A 17,114-nucleotide genomic window follows, 5' to 3' on the forward strand; every position below is an offset into this window, starting at 1 on the left:
CTCTCTATTCCGCCTGCACATCGTCTTCATAGAGAGACGAGACCGTTTCCTGGTAGGCCCGAAGCAGCTCCGGCCGCTGCTCTTCGGGCACGTCATGGACGGCGAGGCATCGTTCGAACACGTCGTTCACGTTCAGATCGTCGAGCGTTTCCTCTTCATGGATTTGCCCCAGAACGCGGTCGATGATGCGGTTGTTCTTTATCCGGAGAATTTCCATTTGGGTGCCGGAAATAGCTGCCTCCAGGCGCTCACGCAGGTCGCCAATGACCTCAATACCGTCGTAAATGACTTCGAGCCAGGCCCTTGATCGATTGGGGTCGTCCGTTGCCGTCAATTCAAGGATGCGGCTTGAGATGCCGTCCCAGTCACCCTTGACGCGCTCGAGTTTCTGAAACACCGGTACGTCGATCAGCTGTACCGATGCAGCCGTGCTGTGGAACTCAACCTGGCAAACGCTCTTCTGCTGTTTTGCCTCTCCGAACCCCATGGGCAGTGGTGAGCCGCTGTAGCGTATGGTTTTGGAGCCGTTCACCTCTTGCGGGATGTGGAGGTGACCAAGCGCCAGATAGTTGAAGCAGGCTGGAAAAATCCCGGCCGTCACGTGAGCCAAGGAGCCGACATAGAGTTCGCGCACGCCATCACCATCGACGGTTTGTCCGCCAGCGGTGAACAGATGCCCCGTGCCAACGATGGGAATATTGGCCCCGAGTTCCTCGCGCTTCTGTTCGGCCAAGGCGGCGACGGTGGCGTAATGAGTGCGGATGCCGTCAATCAATTTCCGCTCCTTGTCCTCGACGCTCTCACCTGCTTCCGCCACGCGGATATCCCGGTCGCGAAGGTAGGGCACGGCACAGACAATCAATTCCGGAGTGTCCTGATCATTGCGGAGCACAAGCACTTCGTCTTCCGGGGATTCCGTGCTACTACCGACCACATGGACATCAAGGGCTTTGAGCAGCTCCTTGGGAGCATTGAGAAAGGACGGTGAATCGTGGTTGCCCGCGACGACAACAACATGCCGACAGCATGAGGCGGCCACCCGGCATAGGAAACGGTAATAGAGCTCTTGGGCGCGATTGCTCGGAGCGCTGGTGTCAAAGATATCTCCTGCCACGAGCAGTGCATCAATTTCATTCTGCTGAATCGTATCAGCCAGCCAGGTCAGAAAAGCTCCGAACTCCTCGTAGCGTTTTCTGCCATAAAGAGTGCGCCCAATGTGCCAGTCGGATGTGTGAAGAACTTTCATACTGTTACCCGGCCACCGCAGAGGCGGGGCGCTTCGCGTATTCTTCACGCCAGTTTTTTAGCGAAGTCATGTCGCCCAGAAGATCGTCTGGCTTCGGCAGCTCCACTGGTGATTCTGCTGGCTGTGAGTGTTCGAACCCGGAGTATTTGGTCATGAGCGAATCAAGGAGATTGCAATCCGCGTCTTTCAACTTAGCCAGATCCTTGAGCTTCAACGTATGGACTGGACGCTGGAATCGTTGAACCACTCCGCACAGCAGATCATTTTCAATAGAACGCTCCACCAATGCCCTGAAATCGCTACATATCGACTTCAGCAAGATTTCGGCATGTTCGAATTCGCCGTTTTCACTCGCCTTCTTTGCGTCCTGGTACCGCTGATTCATGAGAGTGTTCAGGGCGGTTTTGATGTCACTCTGTGAAAGTGGAATGGGAGCTGGCTCTCCGGTACCCCAGTCAGCAGAGCGGACGCTTACCACATCGGGCTTTACGGACTTCTTCTCGGCAAAATGCCTGACCGTTCCCAACAGGGACAGGCGGTGAGTAAAGACAATGACCTGCTTGTCCTGAGACAACTCGATCAGCCTTTGAACCACGGCCTCCTCATAGCTTTGGTCAAGCGAGGATATTGGATCGTCGAAGACAAACGGGGCCTGGTTGCTTTTGCCTGTGACGTCGGCCAAAAATGCCGCAATGGAAACGATCCGATTTTCTCCCTCGCTCAGGACATCGGCGAGACCACTCTGAGAGGCACCTCGAAGCTGGAGCTTATGAAGGACTCGGCCCTTGGAGACTTTTGATTTCACGAGCTCAACCTTCACCTGAGACGCGCCAAGGGCCTTGAGCTCCGCGTTGAATCTTTGCACGAACGCATCCGTGATCAAGGCTTCTGCCAGCTCCCCTTTCTTCTGGGACAGGGCTTTGGTGTTGGTCGACTTCTTGGCCTCCTGAATCTGGTTCAGTAGCTTCAATCGGGTGACTTCTTCATCAATAGCGGCGCGGTGCTCAGACAACCACTTTCTGGCCTGCAGGCTGTTTAGCTTTTTCTTGATCTCCTCTCGATTGTCGCTTTTGGCGTCTTCGTCATATTTTGCCGCGAGTTCACCGAGGCTCTTCGAGCGGGCGTTGGCTTCTTCGATCCATTTCGGTGAGAGTAGCGGATTGGGAATGGCTTCTTCGGAATCGATCCCAGGGAGCAGGTCTTTTCTGGCCTGTAATTGAGCAAAGAAATCCGTCACCTGGCTGGCGACTTCATCCTGTGGAATGCCAGCCGCATCGATACGTGTCTTCAGCGTATCCGATGTCGGTAGCGCCTCGATAGTTTGATTGGCGGTATCGTATTCCTTGGCCGCATCCGTTGCGGCTTTCTGCATTTCGCCCTTCACGAAGTTTTCGAAGGAGATCAACCGCTCCTTGGCCTCCTGGGTCAAGGTCTGGTGGCATAGGACACAACGGGAGCCATCAGCAACATTCGGGTACTCGGCCTCTTTGTAGGCAGCCGATACGGAGTAGTTCCGGGCCGCTTCCCATAGCTCTTTCCAGACATCAGAGCCGATGCCTTCCAGCTCGCTGCCGGAGAACACCTTTTGCGCCGCCGTATCTGCCGCAGTCTTTTTAAGGATCGACTTCTTCTTGGCAGCGATGATCCGCCGGTAATTCTCGTCCGATAATTGCTCCAGATACTTTTGGGCATCCTGGACCAGAGTGTCGATGTGCTGTTTCTGATTTCTCAGCCGCTTCGCTTCTTCTGCGGGTGCCTTTTGGTCAAGTCGCTGCTGCAGCGTTTGCATCTCGGTCTCGTCAGCGCTGCCAAATGTGCAATGCTTGTCGATGTCCTGGGTGCTGGTTTTGGCGCTGATGGCTTCGTACCAGATGCCTTCAGGAGTTACCTTCTTGTCAGTCGGGATATTCGGCTTTTTGGACTGGTGCCGGTTGGTCTCGGCATCCAGGGCCGATGCGACCTTTTCGCATGCGAGGATGAGCGAGCTGAAAAACGATAGAACCGGCGGCTCGTAGCTCACCTCGTCTTCGCTGCTGACAAACACCTTGCCAAAGGAAGTGTCGAAAATATCAACACTGTTGAGGTCATCGCAGATCCCTTGTCCCGACCACGTATGACTTTTTGGAATGCCGTCCTGCTCAAACGAAATGCAGGCTTTCTGTACGGCAGAGCCGGGCTTATAGACATTGCGGTGGAGGGTACCCGTCTCGCGGGCTCCGCATACATGTTTGAGGAGTCTGACGTAACCGGATTTGCCTGACCCATTGTTGCCATAAACAATCGTGATATTGCCCTTGCCAAACTCAAGTGGCTTTTTCGGAGCAAGGGCGTTTACTCCTTCGACATCACTGATTGAACACAAACGCAGGGAGCCTGCTGCGCCCGGGGAGAACGCGGTAGCAGGAAAGGAACAGGTCGTTTTGGGCAGATTACCTTCGGCTTCCTGCTGGCATAGGGTTGCGAGCTCAGAGACATCTTTGTCGGTAAGCTCAGATTGTTGGAGTAGCCGAGTAGCCGCGATCTGGAGCCACTGGGGGCGCTCTGAAAACCATTTGGTCAGTGATGCCGATATCCCGCTCATATTATTCCCCCTCAGCTTCCCGCTTGTGTTTAATGAACGTCACCTCGAACGCCTTGCATGGGCGGTATTGCTGCAGGCGATTGGCGAAGGTGAAGGCATCGTTCATCTCGTAGTGCTGGAAGATGTCGAGGCCGCGATCCAGGGAGATTTTCCAGCCGTGGTCGGTCACGATGTGGCGGGCGTGGATCGTGCCAGTGCCGTCGAACTCCCAGGTGAAGTTCACGCCCACGCTGCCTGCGGACTCCTTCATCTTCTCGAAGTTGTCCTTCTGCTGTTCGCCTTTGAACTCGTCTTCCGTCGTCACCAGATGCACGGACACTTCCTCATCCGGGGCCTTGTGCTTGACCACGGTCTCCAAAAATTCCATGAAGTTGCGCACCTGGTAGAACAGGCGGATATACGGGTCAGTGACCGTGATCACGGTCGCGCCCTTGAGGTAGGGGCCGAGCAGCGTATCGAACGAAAGACCCTTCTGGTTCTCCTGGAATGTGAGGTGTTTTTCCTTGAGGACAGGCTCGGCCGGAGCCAGGGGTTCGGATGGACCTTGGGGCGAGTCCGCTTGCGCAGCTTCCAAGATTTCCCCGTCTTCACCCTCGGCGATGGTCTTGTGGTAGTAGCCGGGGTATTCCTCTTCTTCGAGGGTGGTGACAGGCTTGGCCCGGCCATCAGTGTCTTGATAGGTAAAGCGGACGTTGCCGTAGGTGGAGTCGATGCGCATCAGCTGATCTTTGACGCGCTTGCGGCCTTCAATCGCGAACCGCAGCAGCTCCTCGACCTCTTCCTTGGTTGACCCACCGTGCGGGAAAAGGATTTTCATCAGGCCGGAGAACGTCTTGTTGATACCATCGCGGTCCCGCGTCGAGATATCGGAGGAGAGGGAGAAGTGCTCCTTGTAGCGGTCCGAGTAATCGTGATTGCGCAGCGAGCGAAGGATCTCGGCCAGGTAGTCCACCACGAAACCGTAACCGCTGGAGAACATCTCGCCCCGGATGATGTCGACCTCCCAGCCGGGGATGTAGAAATGGACGCGGTCCAGAAACGCGGAGTCGTAGAACTTGTCGGGCAGTTCGCAAAACAGGTCGGAGTGCTTGAGCATGTAGGGCACGGTGTGCTGGGTATTGCCCACGAACACCATGGAGGCCTCCGCGCCCAGCGTCTCGACGCCTCGCGAGAAGGACTTGTTGGCCATGTAGTTTTTCATGATATCAACCAGGGCCTTGTCGACGCGCTTTTGCTTTCCGGCAAACTCATCGAAGGCAACGCAGTCCCAGTAACCGACCAGACCGATCTTTCCGGAAGAGTTGTTTACGAACAGCTTGGGAACCGTGACCTCGCCGCCGGAGATCAGGATGCCGTGGGGCGAGAACTCCGAGTAGATGTGGGATTTGCCGGTTCCCTTGGGGCCAAGTTCAATCAGGTTGTAGTTACGTTCGCAAAACGGGATCAGGCGGACCAGTTGGGTCAGCTTGCTGCGCTTGCCGAACATCTCCGGGTTGAAGCCGATGCTTTGCACCAGCAGGTCGATCCACTCGTCGGTGGTGAATTGTTTGCGGGCCTCAACATAGCCGTCGAAATCGAAATGGGAGAGCTGGATCGGCTTGAGGGTCGACAAGATCCAAGGGCTGGCGCTTTTGTCTTCGGTAAACTCATATTCCAGATCAGCGATGCACCACACGCCGCCGACCAGGAGCTTGGGGTGTTTTTTTACCGTTCCGGAATCAACAAGAACCTCTTTTAGCCCTAAGTTGGAGAACTGCGCCTGATAGACATCCTTCTTGTCGTTCAGATCGACATTGATCTTGTCGATGACCTTGTAGCGCCCCTTTTCCTTGATGTTCGAGCGGACCAATCCGGCTTCATTCCGGTGCACATAATGCTTGGCAAGGATCTCCTTGACCGTCTCGATACCGGTCTGAATGGTCGGCTCATCGCTGGTGGCGCAATACTGGCCCAGCAAGTATTCCAGCACGTAGGAGGGAACGATGGCGTTGCCCTTGACCGTCTTGACGAGATCCTTGCGGACAACAAGTCCCGGGAAGTGTGTGTTGATTTTCTGGTCAAGTTCGTTCATCGGTCACCCGTCCTTTAAAAGTCGAAGTCGCTGGTAAATGAGCGCCGCATCAGGTAGCGGAGCGACTTGTATTCCTTGTAATGTGAAGTCCCGGCGTGTTTTTCCTCCAGCCGTAGAATGACCTCCTGGCCATTGGCCTCGTCGGCCTTGCGGGTCAGCACGAAGCGCACCTGCAGCTCCCGCTCCCGGGGATTGTCCGAGCTCAGATCAAAGGTCAGGTCGTGGCTGTCGGAGATCAGGTCGCCTGCCTCGGTGTAGATGCCAGCCCGCAGCACTCGCGGCTGGATCTTGTCCGTCACAGGTCCGGCCTGGTACATGGTCACCGCCAGTTGCCCGGAGGTAATCACCGAGCTGGCTCCGCGCAGGATGTCCACCTCGACGGCAGTGACATCACTCTGGCGCTTCTTGTTGATCTTGAGCACCGGGATCACCACCTCCTGCAACGATGCGCCGCCATGCACAAAGCGGCTACCGGAGCCCTTCAGGCGCAGGCGGTTGATCGACTTGGGAATCTGCACCTCCACTTCACCGGCCAGGCCAAGTTGCTCGGGGGTGAACTTGTGCAGGCTGGATGCCTCGGCAAGCCCCTTGCCGAGCACGAAGCGGCGGTCCCGGAACAGAATCTGTTCACCCTCGGCATCGACCCCGGAAAAGTCGCTCTCGTCGATGGCGCGGTTCTGGTAGATGAAGCCATGGTCCGAGGTCACCAGCAAGTTGTTGGCGTTGGCACCGGTCAGCTTCTTGATCAGCCGAATCAGCTCCTGCAGGGTTTCTTCCACTGCCTCGAAAACCCGCTCCTCGGATTCCCGCTTGTCGCCGGTGGCGTCGATGCGGTTGTGGTAGACGTAGATCACGTCATGGTCGCGCACCAGCGCCCGGCAGTCATCACCCTTCATGGCCATCAGCTCGTCGGCCTTACAGGCGGTAGCCCGTTGACTGATTGCCTGGCCAAGGATCTTGATGCGGTTGGCCGTTCCCTGGGAACTTTGGCCATCCACCAGCACGGTGCCGGTTTCGTTGTCGGCAATTGCCAGTGCCTTGTTGGGCAGAAGCGCCGCCATACCGAGCTGGGTGTAGCTGGGCAGCATCGAAAGCGCCGGTTCCAGTTCTGCGCTGTAACGATCCTCCTGGCGGATCAGGCTCAGCAACTCATCGCCGATCTCGTAGCGCATGGCGTCGGAGATGATCACGCAGACCTTGTTGTCCTTGCGCAGGAACGGCCGGACCCAGTGCTCGAAAAACTCCTTCTGCTTGCGTACTGGGAAGGCTTCCCACTTCGATGCCGCATCCACGAAGGTCTGGAAACGGTCGCCCAGCTTCAACAGGTAGTTGTTGGAGTAGAGGTTTTCGACCTGATCGGTCAGGCTGCCCATCAGCGACGCCTGTCCCGACATGCGCACATGGTAGGTGAACTTGCGGTAGAGCTGATCGAGCAGATACCAGAAACGGCTGTAGCGCTGCACGCCTTCGGCCAGACTGTCCATGGCGAGCTTGGCCTCACCCAGGGCATGGGTAAACTGGGCGGCGTAATCGACCGCCTCGTACAAATGCCGGTATTCGCGATACCAGTGGCCTTGCCGCCGCTGGCGAACCCAGATCGCCACGTCACCGCTGGAGGCCGTGCGGGCTGCCACCGCCCGCACCAGGTCGCTGATGATCTTCTGGTCGATCAGGCGGAAGTAGTCCAGCTCGATCAACTCGCGGAAATCCCGCTTGGTCAGATCCTGCTCAATGCCAAGGACCTCGGCGCATTCCCCCGAGAGAGTCTCAAAGCCGCCTTCGAACTGACGGCTATCCTTCCAGCGCTTGAGAAACACCAGGGCGTCGCCTGTCAGTTTCACCTGGCCGTCGGTGCCCATGGCGTAGCAGGACTTGAACAGCTCGATGGCGAAGTCGCGGATGCCCGGCTCGTCAGACTTGTAGCCATAGCAGCGGGTCATCTGTTCCCAGAGGAAACCGTCCAGGCTGCACCGGCCAACCAGCTTGATCTTCTCGTCGCGACCGTCGGCCAGCTCCTGCAGCAGGTTTTCCACCACCGCATCCATGCGCGGCTCGCTGCCGGTGCATACCGCCAGCATCTTCAGGCGAATCTGTCCGGCGGTGTCGTCGGCTTTCAGCAGTTTCTTCAGGGCGTCCTTGCGCTTGATCGCCTGAAAGAACTCCGCATGGGCCTGCACCACATCCGTGAACTCCAGGCCGAGCTCCAGTTCGGACAGCCAGATGGCCACCTGATCGGTGCGGAATTCGCCGTGGGCCAGTTGTACATCCAGCAGCCAGTTATCCAGATCTGCGGGCTGAGGCCCTTCGCGGTAGAGCAGGAATTTCTGTTCCGGTTGCTCGCGCAGCAGCCTGTACTTGATGCCGTACTCGTTGTTGGTCAGCTCCAGCTTCTCGACACCGGGCAGCTGAAGCGCCTCAAAGTCGTCGCGCAACTCCAGCTTGGCGTCGTACCAGAAGACGATCCGGTGCCGGTCGAAGAGTTTAGTCAGGGCCTGGGCTATGCGGTTTTCCATCAATGGCGCTCCTTAATCCTCTTTCGCATCCAGGCCGACGATCTTCTTCAAGGCCGCGCCAAGTTTGGGGTAGTTGACCTTCACGCCGTCGTCGAGGTCGATCTCCACCTGCTCGGTGGCCAGCGGGTAAAGCACATCGCGTTCGTACTCTTCCATCTCGGCGATCATCTTGGTGATCTTCTCGATCTCCTTCAGGGCCTTGGTCTTCTCGCCCTGGCTGCTGCTGGCGCTGATGCTGACTGCCTCCAGGTGGTTCTTGTGCGAGGTGAGCTTGGTGCGGAACTCGCGTAGGTAGTCGTTGAGCACCACGCTGACTGTATCCGGGCGGTAGCGGTGCATGTAGATCAGCGCGTTGAAGCTGCCTTTGGGGCTGGAGAACAGCCAGTAGATAGGTCGCTTCTTGTAGCGCTTCACATGATCGATGTAGAAATCCTTGAGGAAGTAATCGCGGATATCGCGGGCCTTGCCATTCTTGCCCAGCGCCTTTTCGACGAACTTGAGGTTGACCTCGTAGTGCTCCTCGCCAAAGGCCACGCGCAGGAACTTGCGGAAGCGCTCGGCGATGTCGTCGGTGAACCAGTCGCCGTCGAGCATGGGGATGACGTTGTCGTCATCGGCCGGGAAGCTGGGCTCAGGAACCCGCTTCAGGTAGTCCTCGATGGTCTCGCCCTGGTTGGCCAGGATCAGCCCCGGCTTGTCCAGTGCATAGCGGCCAAACATGCAGCCGACGGCGTAGGAAACCAGCTCGCGCATGGTGTCGGCCAGCAGCAGTGCCTCCAACTCGCCCTCGCTCTTGTCGTTACCGTAGCGGTAGTGCGGGTTGCAGGTCAGAGTTATTTGGCTGAGGTCAACCTTTTCATCCAGCTCATCTTGCAGACCGTAGGCGTCAATAAAGATGCGGTTGTTCTCTTCCTCCAGCCGCTGCATCTCCAGCGTCATCTCCCGCCAATGTGCTCGGAGCTTCTGGTAGGTAGCTTTCAGGGTTGGTTGGCGGCAGTCAGGATTAAGTAAAGGCGTGCTGATGAAGTCCCATGAGGTTTCAAAGGAGTCCCAATCTACTTTTGCCAAATACACGCTTTTCTTTGTACGAACTGAAAGTTCAGGGTCGTCAACCTGCTTTAATGGCAAGCTAAGCACATGCGTTAATTTGAAATCCAGGGTTGGCGCTAGCATTCGCAGGAAACTACTCGACACCTTGCTGTTTAGAAATGCTTCAATTACTTCACAAGAAACAGAGCTGTTTACAAACCCCATCGGGCCTTTGGCATCGAACATGAAACCGACCGGAACATCTCTAACAGCAAAGTCATTGCTGGAAATACCAGACCAAGTAAACCCTGCTCTAAACCCATAAATACCATTGTAGTTATGGGACCTGATCCGCCCTGTTTTTTCATCCTTGAAATTCTTTAGTTCGACTCCATCATCATACCAATTAACAAAGTGTTCAAAGTTTCCATACCATCGGCGTGATCCACCACCCTTGACATAGGGAAACCACCTCTTATTCGACTCTTGAGCTGAAGCTTCGTTGTCCATTCCATATGCCACTTCGCTCTGGGATACTTCGTGCCATTCACGAAGAAATAGAGCATTGCTGCCAGTCGTGAGTCCCTCACGAGTCACAATGTATTCAGAGATGGTGGGGTAATTATGAAATGCTAAACGGACTTGTTCTGAGGCCCAAAAAACTAGAGGTTGCCCAGGGATTATTAGAAAATCATCGTCGCTAGCAGAGAATCTGATGTCGCTATTAGGATTTTTAGCGGCGCTTAATAAAGCCTGGTTCTTCTCATCTTCATTTTTTCCTTCAGTTAATCTTACAAATTGGCCTTTTAGGCTTGGGCTTCGATTATTTGACAAGACAAACGCAGTCGTTGAAACAACCTCTCCACCGATAGAGTCAAAAGCCCTTTCACCTAATTGCGCCATAGAAAGGATGCTGCAATTAGTCAGGATATTAGAACGGATCGCCTCGTACCTTGGTGCGAACATCCAGCCTTGCATAGTGATCATCGCCACATACCCATCACCAACAGCAAGTTTGGCGTTTCGGAGGATAAAGGCTTGGTATAAGTCGTACTTGCCGTCAACAAAGGAGCTTTCAAGCCAGCCTTGAAGATTGTCGTTTAAATCCGCCTTTTTCTTATACGGCGGATTGGCAATCACCACATGGTATTTGGGACTCAGGTAATCAGCCTGCCGCAGGGCTTGCAGCACCTTCTGATGGGTCATGCTGATAAACAGCTGCCCGGAGACGTTCTTTGACTCCAGAATCCTGAGCATGCCGTCCACGTCGGTGACATCCGGACGGATCAGGGAGCCGAAATTGTCGGCCTCTTCGAACTGGCGCAGGGTGGTTTGCAGCGGCGCGGTGAACAGGTCACGGCCGACAAAATCCATGTAGTCCTTCAACTCATTGCCGTCGAAGTGGACATTTTCCAGCACGCAGATGTTCGGCTTGACGCCCTTGCTGAAGAAGCGGCGCTGCTTTGAGCGGGCCTTCATGGTCAGTGCAAAGGCCGCCAGTTCCCCGGCGCGTTCGTCGATCTCGATGCCGTAGAGGTTATTCGTGAGGATCTTCTCCGGGATCTCGGCGGGCTCGTAGCCTTCCTCCTCGTAGATGGCGTAGAGCAGATCAAATGCATAGGAGAGCATGTGGCCGGAGCCGCAGGCCGGGTCGCAGATCTTGACCTCTTCCGGCTTGGCGATGCGCAGGAAGTCGGTTTCCGCCTGTTCGGGCTTGATGTAGTAGTCCATCTGCCCGGCCAGCTTCGAGCCGGGACGATTGAGCAGCCACAGTCGGCCGAGGGAGTTTTCCACCAGGTAGCGCACGATCCAGTGTGGGGTGAAGAGCTGGGTGGCGGCGGGAATGTTCTCGGGCGTGATCTTCTTGTTTTTCTTCAGACCATCGAACACCTCGTCCTTCTTCTCGGAGATGTAGAACTGGTAGAGCCAGCCGATCACCTCGACATCCTCGCAGGCATCCGGCGTCATCGCCTCGCGAGTGTAGGCGAGGATGGAGTTTCCCGAAAGCAGGTCGTCGGGCATGAGCAGTTCGGTGTAGTCGTCAATGCGCTGGAACAGGAACGGCATGGCCTTGTTCCAGAAGTTGCAGGCGGCCACCACCAGCAGGCGGTAGGCCTCACCCTGCGGGTCGCGGCTGGGCGCTTTGCCATCGAGCAGGGCGAAGATCTGCTGCCGGACCTTGTCGTGGACCATCTCTTCGTCGATGTGGCCCATCTTGGCCTCAGCCAGAATCTCGGGCTGGAACTGCCCCTCGGAGGGCGACACCACGCCGATACGGGTGTAACGGTTCACGTCCATGAAGCGCAGGGCGCAGAAGCGATTGAACCAGATGTAGGCCACCCGCTCGATGACCTGTTCCTTGCCGTGGTTTTTGATCGCCTCTTCGAGCTTCTTGATCGCCTCGGTGCTTTCCCGCCGGGCGGCGCTGTTTTCAGCCAGCACCAGTTTCAGCTTGGCGGAGACCTGCTCCAGCAGAGTGCGCCGGGCGAACTGGGCGAATTTTTTTAGTTTTGCGGTTTCCATCTATTCAGGCTCCTCCGGCTGCTGCAGCGGCCAGGCGGGTGACCGGCCACTTGGGGAAGTTTTCATTCCATTTATCCAGGTTGACGACATGACAGCTTGTAGCCAGGGCCTGGACCCAGCGGCGTGATGCTCTGCCCACCGGCAGCTCCTGTTTCAGGGATTTCTGCATCCGGCTGTTCAAGGCGTTGTCAAAGGTGATCAGGCAGACGTAGTGAACCGGCTTATCCACCTTCTGCTCGGCATGCCGGTAGAGGTAAGAATCCCGGAACTTGTATTTCAGGTAGTTCTTCAACCACTTGAAGCTGGCTTGCCGCGAGCTTGTCTCGTCATCGTTTGCCGCGCCGAGGACGTCATAAATCGACGGGTCGTCATAGTCCTTCAGTTCCACGTAGACATAGGCCTCAGCGAACTCGGCGACGATGTCGACGCCTTTCATGGGCGCTCCGTGGAATGTAGGTTTGGTGCTGTCCGTCTCGTCGAAGACGAATGCGTCCAGGGCATCCTCAAAACGGAATTCGAAACCGTCAGCCTCAACGATCTTCATTTACCGAGGCCTCCCATGTCGTTTTCGATCTCCTGGTTGATGAGAAAGCCAAAGGCCTCGTCAATCGGATTCGGCGTGATTTTCAGATAGTCCTCGGTGGAGGCGACTTTGATCTCGGAGGTGTCCGCGTCACGGTACAGGCTATGAAAGCGCACGTGGTCATCCTTGCCCTTGTCCATAAGCAGATCGAACCACTTGAGCAGCACATAGTCGTGGGTCGCCAGAATGATCTGCTGGCCGTTGCGTGACAGCTCCAGCAGGATCTGCACGAGCAGCTTCATCAGCTTGGGGTTCAGGTTGGATTCAGGCTCGTCCCAGAACAGCGGGCCACTGACACCGGGCTGGATCGCGCCGGTTTCGAGTAGGCGTGAGAGTATCCCCGCCTTGCGGAAGCCTTCGGCCATGGAGTTGGCGGAGTATTCAGCAGTCTCGGTCTTGAAGGTGACCTTGCCGCCGCCATAGAAAACGAAGCGGCCGCCGCAGATGCCTTCGATCTCGGCCATGGCCCATTTGGACTTTTCGTGCAGGGTTTCCGGGCGGACCTCGGGGAGATCCAGCAGCAGGCAGATATCCTGGTAGGTCTGGTCAAAGGAGAGCCCGTATTTCTCGTACAGGCTGTTGAACCCCTTCATGAACGAGAGGACTTCCTTGGTCGGGATGAATACCGCCTCGGCCTGGTACTTCTCGTAGTTGGCGCGATCCTGAACGGCCAGCGCCTTGGAGTTGTTGAAGAAGGTCGCGGCGATCTTCTGCCCCCCGGCGAACTTCGCCGACAGATAGGCCTGGTCGGTCGCGCCCTGGCGATGCATCTTGCCGAGCTTGTCGTCCAGGGGCATGAAAAGGCGCAACAGCTTGGCGGTCAGCGCCGCTTCGAGTTCATCGTCACCGGTATCGGGCTTGTTCTTAAACAGGGGCGCACCGGCGCACAGCCCATAGGCCGCCTTGAGCAGATGCGTTTTGCCGGTGCCGTTCTCGCCAATGATTACGTTGATTTTTGGCGAGAGCTCCAGTGTCAGGCCGGTGAAGACCGTGAGGTTTCTCAGTTCAAGACGCTCGATCATATTTGAATCCTTTTTCCTTTGCGGATTTCATCCAGCAGCGCCTCGCGCATGGATTCCAGGTATCGTTCCACGTCGGTCTCGTCGGCCAACCAGGCTTTGTCGAAAGAGACCTTCACCGAGCGGCTGGGCACGTACTCAATGCGCGGTTCCGGCTTGACGGGTGGCGTGGGTTTCGTACCTGCATCCGGCGTGGCGGTTTTACCGGGTTCCGGCGCAGGCTCGGGTGCCGGTGCCGGTTGCGCCCAGGAGGTCATCTGCGAAAGCAGCCGCTGGTAGTCGCTTTCCTCAAACCGGCGCAGGGTGTCGCGGATGACGGCGATCAGTTTCTGGCGCTCTATGCCTGAGTCGAATTCGTTGAACGGCCGGGTGACCTGCTCCTGCTGTTCGCCGTTCAGTGCGCTGAATTCGGCCATGCCGCAGAGGCGGCCTTTGAGGGCGGCGACCGTTTCCTTGGCCTTGGCAATCTCGGCCTCGATCTGGGCAGTGACCTTCTCTTGCAGGGTTTCAACTTGCGTCTTCACCTGCTGCATGCGGTTGCCCTTGAAGCATTCAGGATCGGTCAGGCTGGCGACTACCTGAGCGGATTCATCGCCATCGATGTAGGCGAAGTTGGGCTCCTGGCTTTGAACGAACTTGCGGGCGTTATCGAAAATGCCTTTCTGCGGGCCGCTCATGAATTTGCGGACAGGATCGATGACGCTTTCCTTCATATCGAGCAGCGCGTCCTCCTGGCGGGTAAGCTCGGTCAGATACCAGGTGTAGGGCTTGCCGGTCAGCTCCTTGAGCTTCTCAAGCACCGGCGTCAGCGCATTCAGGAAAGGATACTGGGATGCCTGGGCCGCCAGCGGATTGAGCTGATGCATGAGATCCTGGAGCGCGGTTCCGGTCTCCTTGCCGAGCGCCTTCGCTTCACTGGAGCGGGGCGGGGCATCGAAGAAGTCCTCAAAGAATTCCTTGAGGGCACGGACCTGCGATGCGGTAAATTCGACCTGGGGTTCCAGCACCACATTGCCGTGACCATGGGTGTTCCGCAGCGCCCGTTCCAGTTCGTCCTCTTCCAGCAGATTGCCGTCGGTGCGAACTTCGACCTTGCCGCGTGCGCACAGGTTGGCCAGGGTGCAAAGAACGGCGGCGTAGTACCAGCCGTAGGGTTTGCGCTCGAATTTCTCCAGCAGGTTTTTCAGCGTGGTACGCACGCCCCCCCGGTTGTTGCTCTGAATGAACGCCAGAAGCTCCTGCTCGGACTCGGCCAGGGAGGTGGCGTCGTTGCCGAACAACCCCTGCTGCGAGTGTTTAAGACATTTGGCGATGTCATTCTCGGTGTAGGTGATGCCGCGCAGCATGCGAAGGTTCGGATAGGCACGGGAAATGAGCTCGTGGAATCCGCGCAACACCCGGGTCTGCGCATCCTCGGAACCGATCTCGATGTCGCCTCCTGCCACGAACAGCTTGGCCTTGCCCATCAGGCTTTGAACGCGCTGCTGCAGTTCGGCATACCGTTCCCGGTTCTGAAAGCCCTTGTCGGTCAGGATGCGTTTGACCGCCTCCTGTTGCGTAATCGAGATGTTCTGACGGATGTATTTCTCCGTCCGCTTGTACATGAGGATGTCGCGAACGAGCCGTTCATCCGCTGGCATCAGGACCAGCAGTTCGTCCCGACCCATGCTCTGCATCCGCAGGATGGACTCGCTTTCGGCGTTTTCATGGAACGGACTGATGACATGGATGGCCAGCTCGTACTCGCGCCCGTGCAAACGGTCATCGAGCTTTCTGGAGAACGGGTAGTCCTGGCCATTCTCGTCGTAGCGGATCTTCCGGTGCTTGATGACATGGTCGAAAACGATCTTCTCAAGCTCGGCGGCAACGTCTGACGACTCCACCTCGGTGTTCTTGATCTCCTGCTCGACGTCTTTTTCCTCATCGGTCAGGTATTCATACAGTTCGCCATTGCGCTGCACGTAGGTCTGCTGTTCAAGGAGGCTGAGGGCTTCTTCGACCCGTTTTCTCAACGCGGGCAGATCCTGGTTGAAGCCGTCCAGCATCAGGACGCACAGGTTGCGAAGAGTCGGCTTGAATTCCTTGACGTATTTGACCAGGAAGAGCGTTTTCAACAGCCGGATCGCGAAGGGGCCATCCAGATGGTTTTCGGCCTGGATGATGGCCCGTTGGATATTGGACTTCAGCGCGGTGCGAATGCCTTCAAACATCAGGTCGAAGGTCGCCAGCTGACCGATTTCATGCCCCCCGATCTGGATCGCAACCTGCTGGAATACCCCAAGCATGGAGCGTTCGCCCACCGAGCTGTGCTTGCCTTCGAAGGCGTTGTGCTGCGACAGATTCTGAATCGCCGACTGGAACAGCGCGAACTGGTACGGGATGAACGGATAGCTGTGAATGAAGTGATCCCGATCCTGATAGTTCCGGTAGGTTTGCGAGCCGTCGGCAAAGTCGAACAGGGTCTTAAAATTGTTGGACTGCGCGTGATAGATATCCGAGAGTAGACGAACGCCTTCTTCGGTTTTCATCAGCAGACGCTTCTGGATAACCTCAGCCACGTCGGCGCTGGTCAACTTCATGCGATTGGCGAACCGGGCCTGAATTTTTGAGAAGTCGTTGCCTTGCTGTTTGCCCATCTCGCCGACAACTGTTCCCATGTCCTCCTGGGCGGTCACGATGACCCATGCACGGCCTCGGCATTTGGTGGCCATGCTCTCGGCGATGGTCTGGAGGTTGGTCATCAGCTTGACGTTTTCAGCGATGTACTGACCCACCTCATCGACAAAGAAGTTCAGACGGAAATCAGGCGATTGCCGCTCGATATAGGCATGCACCTGTTCGGCAAAATCCTCGATGGAGACACGGTACTGGCTGCGGTACTTATCGAGTATCCCCATGGCCGATGCCTCGTCGCCACCGGTTGCCTGGGCATAGGCTTTGGCAATGTTTTTCGCTTCAAGCAGGGCCTGCTCGCGGCCCTTTTGCCATGTTCTGCCCGCAGTGGATTCATAGGCCGATTTGAACTGTTCATAGAGGCCACGGCTGTCGAGGTCGCGCTCGAATTGGGCGATGTGCCCCTGCTTGCCGTAGTAACCGCACATTTCATCAAAGACCTTGACGAAGACAGCGAGGAGCGCATCGATCTGGGTCTTGCTGATGACATCCGCTTTCTGGTCGATGTTGAACAGAATGCTTTTCGACGGGATGGCGACGGCTCGCTTGAGATCACCACGCAGGATCTCGTTGTCGCCACACTTGGGAAGGAACAGGTCAAGTGCAGAGGCACCGTCGATCTGCCGGTTTTCGAGCAAGAGCGCCAGCATCTTCAACAGGTGGGATTTACCGGACCCGAAGAAGCCGGAAACCCAAACGCCATTGGCACCTTCATAGTTGTTGTAGGCATCCAGAAAGGACTCAAGCCGCTTCTCGACTTCGTTGGTCAGAACGTACTCTTCAATCTCGAGGCGAAGGCTGGCTTCATCGTCAGCTTTGATGACCCCTTCAATCGGGCGATCAACTGGCTTGTTAAAAATGGTCTTAAGAGTCATC

The 17,114-nt window shown here is 56.5% G+C and carries 8 protein-coding genes; all 8 read right to left on the reverse strand.

The window, feature by feature from the left end; translation table 11 throughout:
* Positions 1-4: 4 nt before the first annotated feature.
* The 8 genes from FCL48_RS15745 to brxC are packed head-to-tail and all read right to left on the reverse strand — an operon-like array spanning position 5 to position 17,113.
* Positions 5-1,246: an exonuclease SbcCD subunit D C-terminal domain-containing protein gene (locus tag FCL48_RS15745; protein ID WP_136873362.1), complete on the reverse strand. Its 1,242-nt coding sequence runs from the start codon at positions 1,244-1,246 to the stop codon at positions 5-7.
* A gap of 4 nt (positions 1,247-1,250) precedes the next feature.
* Positions 1,251-3,827, reverse strand: coding sequence for an AAA family ATPase (locus FCL48_RS15750; protein WP_136873364.1), 2,577 nt, complete (start codon positions 3,825-3,827; stop codon positions 1,251-1,253).
* Position 3,828: 1 nt separating this feature from the next.
* Positions 3,829-5,898 carry a BREX system Lon protease-like protein BrxL gene (gene brxL / locus FCL48_RS15755; protein WP_136873366.1) on the reverse strand — a complete coding sequence of 690 codons (2,070 nt, stop codon included), beginning with the start codon at positions 5,896-5,898 and terminating at the stop codon, positions 3,829-3,831.
* A 14-nt stretch (positions 5,899-5,912) separates the two neighbouring features.
* Positions 5,913-8,411: a BREX-1 system phosphatase PglZ type A gene (gene pglZ, locus FCL48_RS15760; RefSeq protein WP_136873368.1), complete on the reverse strand. Its 2,499-nt coding sequence runs from the start codon at positions 8,409-8,411 to the stop codon at positions 5,913-5,915.
* Positions 8,412-8,423: 12 nt separating this feature from the next.
* Positions 8,424-11,963 carry a BREX-1 system adenine-specific DNA-methyltransferase PglX gene (gene pglX, locus FCL48_RS15765; protein ID WP_136873370.1) on the reverse strand — a complete coding sequence of 1,180 codons (3,540 nt, stop codon included), beginning with the start codon at positions 11,961-11,963 and terminating at the stop codon, positions 8,424-8,426.
* A 4-nt stretch (positions 11,964-11,967) separates the two neighbouring features.
* Complete coding sequence (locus tag FCL48_RS15770; RefSeq protein ID WP_136873372.1) at positions 11,968-12,507, reverse strand: hypothetical protein; 540 nt, start codon at positions 12,505-12,507, stop codon at positions 11,968-11,970.
* Complete coding sequence (locus FCL48_RS15775; RefSeq protein ID WP_136873374.1) at positions 12,504-13,568, reverse strand: ATP/GTP-binding protein; 1,065 nt, start codon at positions 13,566-13,568, stop codon at positions 12,504-12,506. Before FCL48_RS15775 ends, FCL48_RS15770 begins: the two co-directional genes overlap by 4 nt.
* Positions 13,565-17,113, reverse strand: a complete 3,549-nt coding sequence (gene brxC, locus FCL48_RS15780; RefSeq protein ID WP_169309248.1) for a BREX system P-loop protein BrxC — start codon at positions 17,111-17,113, stop codon at positions 13,565-13,567. Before brxC ends, FCL48_RS15775 begins: the two co-directional genes overlap by 4 nt.
* Position 17,114: the final 1 nt, after the last annotated feature.

The sequence above is a fragment of the Desulforhopalus sp. IMCC35007 genome, assembly GCF_005116575.1.
GTDB lineage: Bacteria > Desulfobacterota > Desulfobulbia > Desulfobulbales > Desulfocapsaceae > Desulforhopalus_A.

Bases quoted from the DNA above. Each gene is read 5' to 3' on its own strand.
- FCL48_RS15745 (WP_136873362.1), bottom strand. From the start codon at position 1,246: ATGAAAGTTCTTCACACATCCGACTGGCACATTGGGCGCACTCTTTAT.
- FCL48_RS15750 (WP_136873364.1), bottom strand. From the start codon at position 3,827: ATGAGCGGGATATCGGCATCACTGACCAAATGGTTTTCAGAGCGCCCC.
- brxL (WP_136873366.1), bottom strand. From the start codon at position 5,898: ATGAACGAACTTGACCAGAAAATCAACACACACTTCCCGGGACTTGTT.
- pglZ (WP_136873368.1), bottom strand. From the start codon at position 8,411: ATGGAAAACCGCATAGCCCAGGCCCTGACTAAACTCTTCGACCGGCAC.
- pglX (WP_136873370.1), bottom strand. From the start codon at position 11,963: ATGGAAACCGCAAAACTAAAAAAATTCGCCCAGTTCGCCCGGCGCACT.
- FCL48_RS15770 (WP_136873372.1), bottom strand. From the start codon at position 12,507: ATGAAGATCGTTGAGGCTGACGGTTTCGAATTCCGTTTTGAGGATGCC.
- FCL48_RS15775 (WP_136873374.1), bottom strand. From the start codon at position 13,568: ATGATCGAGCGTCTTGAACTGAGAAACCTCACGGTCTTCACCGGCCTG.
- brxC (WP_169309248.1), bottom strand. From the start codon at position 17,113: ATGACTCTTAAGACCATTTTTAACAAGCCAGTTGATCGCCCGATTGAA.